Raw genomic sequence first — 6,893 nt, 5'->3', positions numbered from 1 at the left:
GGCCGAGGGTACGCACGGCGTGGGCTTCGTCGGCGAGCATTTTGCCGACGGGAATGCCGGTCCAGCCGGCAATTACGGCGGCGACGATTTTTGAGTCGACTTGCTCGGGCACCAGCGGGTCGTCTTGGCGAATGGCGTCGAGGCCGCTTTCCAGGCGCGCCAGTTCGGCGGCCAGGTGGTCGATGCGCCCGTCCAGTTCTTCATCGGGGCTATTGGGGTCGAGGCTGTCGCTCAGGGTCAGCAGTTCACGCCGGGTTTGCAGCAGTTCGCTGACCGCTTCGCGCTCTTCGCTCCAGCGTTTTTCCAGCTCGCGGATGGCCAGCACATTGGCGCCGGCTTCATCTTCCAGGCCGGTGATACGTTCGCTGTGTTTAAGCCCGGTGGCTTGTTCGCGGCGCAGGCGGTCGAGTTCTTCGTGCAAGGCAACTTGGCGATGACGCAGGCTTTCCAGCGGTGGCGGTACGTCGTGTTGGCCGAGGGACACGCGGGCGCAGGCGGTGTCGAGCACGCTAATGGCTTTATCGGGCAGTTGCCGGCCGGAGATATAGCGGTGCGAAAGCTTTACCGCGTCGTGGATGGCGGCGTCGAGCACTTGCACGCCGTGGTGTTGTTCCAGTTTGCTGGCGACGCCGCGAAGCATTTCTACCGCTGTTGCTTCGTCGGGTTCTTCCACTTGCACCAGTTGAAAGCGGCGGGCCAGGGCGGGGTCTTTTTCGAAGTACTTTTTGTATTCCATCCAGGTGGTGGCGGCGATGGTGCGCAGTTCGCCACGGGCCAGGGCCGGCTTAAGCAGGTTAGCGGCGTCGCTGGAGCCTTCGGCGGCGCCGGCACCGATCATGGTGTGGGCTTCGTCGATAAACAAAATGATCGGTTTCTCGGCGCTACGCACGGCGTCTATCACGCCTTTCAGGCGCTGTTCGAATTCGCCTTTTACTCCGGCACCGGCTTGCAGCAGGCCGAGGTCAAGCACGCGTACGCTAACGTCTTTTAACGGCGGCGGCACGTCACCGGCGGCAATGCGCAGGGCCAGGCCTTCGACCACCGCAGTTTTACCGACGCCAGGGGCGCCGACCAGAATCGGGTTGTTTTGCCGACGGCGCAGAAGAATGTCGATGGTCTGGCGGATTTCGCCGTCGCGGCCAACGATGGGGTCGATGCGGCCGTTGCGGGCGTCTTCGGTGAGGTCTTGGGTGTATTGGTTAAGCAGCGGCTCTTCATCCGGCGCTTGGTCGCGTTTAGGGCTTTGCCCGGTGCGCGCAGCGGGTGGGCTTTCCTTGGAGGGTTGGGTCCATTCCAGCAGATTGCTGCGCAAGGCATCGCGGGGGATACGCAGCAACGACGAGGCACTGTTGAGCAGCAGCGTGCGCCGCTCATCGCGGTCGAGTAGGGCCACCAGCAGCAGGCCGGAACGGATGCTGCCCAGGCCTAACACGCTGGCTTGCACCACGGCATCTTCCAATAGGCCGATGGTTTGCGTGGACAGCGCCGGGGTGCGGGTGCTGCCGGCTTTAAACAGCTCCAGGGCCTTGTTGATTTCGGCGCTGAGGGCGTCACGCTCCAGGCCAAAACGTGGCAGCAAATAGGCGAAGTCACCGCCTTCGATATCCAGCAGTTCGAGCAGCAGGTGTTCGATTTCCACGTAATGGTGGGTGCGTTGCAGGCAGCGTTGCGCGGCGCGCTCGAGGGCGCGGCGGCAGTCGTTGTTAAGGCGGCTGATCAGGTTGCCGAGTTCCATGGCTAGGCCTCCGCCGTCTGTTGTAGACGGGTTTCGATCAGGTGCGTGGCGGCGTTGGCACTGACTTGCAGGCCAGTGTTCCAGCTCAAGCGCGGTGCGCCTTGGCGGTTCAGGCTCAGCGGTTCGGCACCGTTGACCAGCAGGCGCAAGGTGCAGTCCATATCCGGGCCAAAGTAGAAACTGGCCAGGCTGGCGAGCTGGCCGTGCAGGTCGCCACCGGGCAGAAATGCGCCCGTTTGTTCGGCGGCGAGTGGGCCGAGGGTCAGGCTAATGCCGGCATGTTCATCCCATACCCGCGAGCCGGCCACGGCGTTATGCCCCAGTTTCAGATTGCGCCCACCACGGCCTAAACGACTGCGGCTGGCGGCGGGAATGCTGCGCCAGGCGCCAGCATAGGCACTGGCCTGCACCGGCTGGCCGACGTGTTGGCGTACCAGGGTGGTGAACCCTGCCAGCGAACGACGACCGCCCATAAACAGCGCGCTGCGCGACAAGATCGCCGAGTCGCTGAGTACCTGGCGTTCCTGTAGGGCTTTGGGCAGCAAGCCGGTGAGGGCACGCAGTTGGCTTTGTACCGGACTGGCATTGGGTACGCCAAAGCCCAAGGCGATGCGGTGTTTGCGCAGCACGCGGTAGAGCAGGCTGAGCAGGCGGTGTTGGAACAGGTCGAGAAAGGCTGCCGGCGCGTGGTCTTTCAGGCGTGCCCGTTGTTGCAGCCATTCCTGATAGGCGTAGGGCAGGGGGCCGTCGGGGCCGCCCAGGCCAAACACCGGGGTGGTCAATTGGGTTTTGCCGTCGTCGGCGGTGAGCAGGCTTTCCACCTGGCTGGCGGCGAACAGCGGCGTTAGTGGCCCGCGCAGGCGAATGGCTTCGGCATCTGGCGAAGTGCCGCAGCCCAAGGAGGTGGCGCGCGGTTGCTCACGCTCCATTACCAGCAGCGCTTGCAACAGCTCAAAGGCCTGCGGCTCGGCGCGCAGGCGCTCGCTTAAAGGACGAGGGGCTGGCCGGCTTGGGGTTGCCACGTTTTGATCTCCTTATCGGCCTGAACCAGTACCGTGCTGACGAAGCGGTTGGCGGTGGCGTATAGCGAAAAGAACTGCGCCAGTACGCCGGAAAACAACACCGCGCTACTGCCGACAAAATGCTGCGGGTCAAGGCTGATGCTTACCTGCAACCCATTGCGCCAACCGCGCCAGGCGTCTTCACCGACGCGCGCAACAATGCGCTCGCTAACCAGGCTGTGCAGGCCGCTGATTTGCCGGCTGGCACTGGCTTCCTCGCGCAGGTTGTGCAGGGCGAGCATTTCCTTGAGGGCCGTCAGCGCCTGTGGACCTTCCACTAACGACAGATGGTTGAGGGTCAGTTGCGACACCAGGCGCCAGCGCGATTCGCCGCTGAGTTTGGGTAGGCTTTGGGGCGTTGGCGGGTTGCGCAGGTACGCGTGGGCAATTGGCCCGGGGCGCTCGAAGCTCAGGCGCGTGCCGGCGCTCAAGGCCTCGGCCAGGTGGCGGTTGGTGCACAGCAGCTCAGCGGTCAGGCTGTATTCGGGGGCGTCTTGCAGCGGGTCGAAGTGGGTGTCCACCAGGCTTAGCAGCAGGTCGCTACCCAACCGATTGGGCGTCAGGCCGGTGATGCGTCGCGCATGCCAGTACAGGCGGTTGTCGCCAGCGCCATGCTGATAGCCGTAGTACGCCGGCACACGTTGCACGCCGGCCGGGAAGGTGGCGCGCAGGCCACGAATGCTGTGAATTTCCACGCTGTTTTCGCGGTGGCTGTCGGCGACCAGACGGTACTCGCTGCGGGTGCCGTCTGGGCGTAATGGCTCGGACGTGCGTGGGAACAGATTGATCACCGGCGTGCAGCCCAGGGCGATATCACTTGGTTGCAGGCTGATGCGCGTGGCCGGTGCGCGGTCAAATACCAGGTACACATACAGCGTTTCTTCTTCGCTGGCGGGCGCGCGTAACGGCACATCGAAAAACGCGAATTTTTCCGGAAAGGCAAAATATTCGGCAAGCAAGCGCAGGCCCGGATGCAGCCCGGTTTCATCCGGCAACAAGGTTTCATCACTGGCAAAACCGACCACTTGCGGCAAGCCTTGTTGCGCCACCGGCGGGCTGCCAGCGGGACCGCAGAGTACGGCGATGGAATGGGCGCAAAGCAAGTCGTAGAGGCCGGCGTTGACCACCGGCGAGGCCGCCAGATGCACCCGCAGCGTCTCGATGCTCAGCTCGTTCCAGCTGATGCCCTCGATGCAGCGCAGGCTTAAGCGCAGTGCCGAACGGGCATACGGAATGTCGGTTAGCGCTTGGGTTTCATCGCCGTCGAGCAACACCGCTTCGCTGATTTCCAAAGGCCACAACAGCGTCTCGGCGGTGCTGCGAAAGTAAACGCTGTCGCCACTGTTGGTGGTCACAAACAGCGGCGTGTCGCGCGGCAACCGATAGCCCTCGGCGAGGTTGCCTTTGCTCGGGTCCGGGACAAATTGCACGATGGCGCAGGACGGCAGCGGCCGCAGGGCCAGCGGGTAAAGCTGTTCCAACAGCGCGTCGCTGAACTCGGCGTAGTCGTCGTCCAAACGCCGTTGCAGGCGCGCGGCCAGTAGGGAAAAACCTTCCAGCAAGCGCTCGACATGCGGGTCTGGGCACTCACCGGGCGCCAGTTCCAGGCGCTTGGCCACTTTTGGGTAACGCGCGGCAAACCCGGCGCCGGCATGGCGCAGCCAGGTCAGTTCGCGTTGGTAGTAATCGAGCAATTGGTCGTCGATTGAATCACTCATCAAGCACCTCCACTGTGCCGGCCAGGTTGTCGAGTACAAACACCGCCGGCCATTGCTGCTCGCCATGGCCAAGGGTGCCGCTGAGGCGGATTTGTAAACGCTGCGGGTGTTCGCTGGAGGGTTGTATGTCCACCTCGCCCAGGTGCAGGCGCGGCTCGAAATGGCTGATGGCGCTGCGCATATCGCGGGTCAATGCGCGGCGGTCATCCAGGCGTTGCGCTTGCAGGGCGGTCCAGTCGCCGATGCCGTAATCCAGAATGGTCAGCGCCGTGCCCGGCGGGCGAAGCGCACGCCGGGTATTGAGCAGGCGCAGCAATTCGGTGCGCACCGATTCGGCCAGTGCGGCACGGTCGAACACGGCGTCGTCGCCTGCCGCCAAGCGCTCGAACAGCGGTGGCAGCAGGCGCGAATCGACTGGGCGCATGGCCGCTTACGTCAGGCTTTGATGAGCTTGTTGGCGGCCAGGTCCCACGTCGAGGCGGCGGTGCCTTCCTTGGAGCCATCGTCTTTTTGCGCGGTGAGTTCCCATTTGATTTTGATGAAGTTCATCGACAGGGTTTCCACCGGCTTACCGCCCGCACCGCCGCTGACGCTGACGTTGGAAAACACCACGTTGTTCAGCGTGTAAACGATAAAGGGCAGGATCTTGCCATCACCCTCGGCGGCGTTGCGGCCAACGGTGATTTTTACCTCGGGCAGCGGTTTACCGGCGCAGCAGAACTCGTTGAGCGACGGCGTGGAGGTGTCAATAAACTTGGTGACGGTGAACTCACCAACGTGCGGTTTACCGGAGGTGCGCTCTGAGTTACTGACGTCGTTGGTCACCTGCATGGCCACGTTGTGGCTGTACGACATGATTTCAATTTTGTCGAGATAACCCTCAAGCAGGCAGTCACCTTTGATGTCGCCGCCGAGGTCGAGAATGATTGCATCCATCGCTTGTTACTCCTTGAAAGTTGGACGTCGCTCGTAGGGTGCGCCGTGCGCACCAGGGCGCAAACGCGCAAACGCGCAAACGCGCAAACCGCCGGGTGCGCACAGCACACCCTACGAGTCCCCGCTCGCAGCGGAGCGGGGTGTTAACAGGCGTTAATCAAGCTGCTACCGGTGGCGGCAGGGTGGCTACCAGGCGGATCGAGGCGGTTAGCTCTTCCAGTTGGAAGTGCGGGCGCAGAAACACCGTGGCGCGGTAGGCGCCCGGCTTGCCGGCCACCTCGGTAACGTCCACCCGTGCTTCACGCAGCGGGTACTGGGCCTTGATGGCCTGCGGGGCGTTGTCGTTGATCAGCACGTAGTCGGCGATCCAGTTGTTGAGGTAGGTCTGCACGTTATCGCGGGTCATAAAACTGCCGACCTTGTCGCGCATGATCACCTTCAGGTAATGGGCAAAACGCGAGGCTGCCAGTACGTACGGCAACATGCCGGAAATACGCGCGTTGGCGTTGGCTTCGTTGGTGTTGTAGAGCTTGGGTTTGTTGGTGGTCTGGCCGCCAAAGAACACCGCCACGTCGGAGTTTTTCTTGTGGCACAGGGCGATAAAACCAAGGTCGTTGAGCTCCTTTTCGCGGCGGTCGGTAATCGCCACTTCGGTGGGGCATTTCAACGAGATATCACCCGAGCTGGTGTGGAAGGTATGCGCGGGCAACCCCTCCACCGCGCCACCGCCTTCGGCACCGCGAATGGCCGCGCACCACCCGTATTGGGCAAAGGCGGCGGTGATGCGTTGGGTCAGCGCCCAGGCGGCGTTGCCCCACAGGTATTTGCCGTGGTCGGTGCCGTTAACATCTTCCACGTAGTTGATGCCTTCCACCGGCAGGGTGTCCGGGCCGTAGGGCAGGCGCAGCAAGAATTGCGGCAGCACCAAGGACACATAACGCGAGTCTTCGCTTTCGCGGAACGAGCGCCATTTGATCAACTCTTGGCTCTCAAACACTTTGGCTAAATCACGCGGCACGGCCAGCTCGGTAAAGCTGTTCATGTCGAACAGACGCGGGCTGGCGGCGGCGATAAAGGGCGCATGGGCGGCGGCGGCAACGTTGGAGAGTTTCTCCAGCAGGCCAATGTCTTGCGGGTGGCGGCCAAAGGTGTAATCGCCCACCAGCAGGCTGAAGGGGTGGCCACCAAAGGTGCCGTATTCCTCTTCGTAAATCTTTTTGAATAGCGCGCTCTGGTCGAACTCCACCGCCTTCTCCAGGTCGGTTTGCAGTTCTTTTTGGGTGACGTTGAGCAGGCGCAGTTTTAGCCGCGTACTGGTTTCGGTGTTTTGCACCAACAGGTGCAGGCCGCGCCAGGACGCCTCGAGTTTTTGCACCTCGGGGTGGTGCAGAATCTGGTTCAACTGGTTGCTGATCAACTCGTCAATCTGGCTGATGCGGTCGT

6 protein-coding genes are annotated in these 6,893 nt (G+C 62.6%); all 6 read right to left on the bottom strand.

Annotated features, from left to right (window positions below; genetic code table 11):
- The coding region (locus AAAB16_RS00110; RefSeq protein WP_340661494.1) for an AAA family ATPase at positions 1 to 1,735 on the bottom strand (1,735 nt) is incomplete at its 3' end.
- Positions 1,736 to 1,737: 2 nt separating this feature from the next.
- A complete protein-coding gene (gene tssG / locus AAAB16_RS00105) occupies positions 1,738 to 2,757 on the bottom strand; it encodes a type VI secretion system baseplate subunit TssG (RefSeq protein WP_340661493.1) in 1,020 nt (339 codons plus the stop codon).
- Positions 2,721 to 4,514 (bottom strand): type VI secretion system baseplate subunit TssF, encoded by a 1,794-nt coding sequence (tssF, locus tag AAAB16_RS00100; protein ID WP_340661492.1) that lies wholly within the window; start codon positions 4,512 to 4,514, stop codon positions 2,721 to 2,723. The genes tssG and tssF overlap by 37 nt, the downstream gene beginning before the upstream one ends.
- Entirely contained in the window at positions 4,507 to 4,938 is a 432-nt protein-coding gene (tssE, locus tag AAAB16_RS00095) for a type VI secretion system baseplate subunit TssE (RefSeq protein WP_340661491.1), read from the bottom strand. The genes tssF and tssE overlap by 8 nt, the downstream gene beginning before the upstream one ends.
- A gap of 11 nt (positions 4,939 to 4,949) precedes the next feature.
- Positions 4,950 to 5,450: an Hcp family type VI secretion system effector gene (locus AAAB16_RS00090; RefSeq protein ID WP_340661490.1), complete on the bottom strand. Its 501-nt coding sequence runs from the start codon at positions 5,448 to 5,450 to the stop codon at positions 4,950 to 4,952.
- Between the two features lie 157 nt (positions 5,451 to 5,607).
- Positions 5,608 to 6,893 (bottom strand): type VI secretion system contractile sheath large subunit (gene tssC, locus AAAB16_RS00085; protein WP_340661489.1); only part of this gene is annotated, 1,286 nt, incomplete at its 5' end.

Origin of the sequence: Pseudomonas sp. (assembly GCF_037994325.1) — a bacterium.
GTDB lineage: Bacteria > Pseudomonadota > Gammaproteobacteria > Pseudomonadales > Pseudomonadaceae > Aquipseudomonas.
This window is presented reverse-complemented; position numbering and strand designations above follow the sequence as displayed.

Coding starts and splice junctions, on each gene's coding strand:
- tssF (WP_340661492.1), bottom strand. CDS start 4,514: ATGAGTGATTCAATCGACGACCAATTGCTCGATTACTACCAACGCGAA.
- tssE (WP_340661491.1), bottom strand. CDS start 4,938: ATGCGCCCAGTCGATTCGCGCCTGCTGCCACCGCTGTTCGAGCGCTTG.
- AAAB16_RS00090 (WP_340661490.1), bottom strand. CDS start 5,450: ATGGATGCAATCATTCTCGACCTCGGCGGCGACATCAAAGGTGACTGC.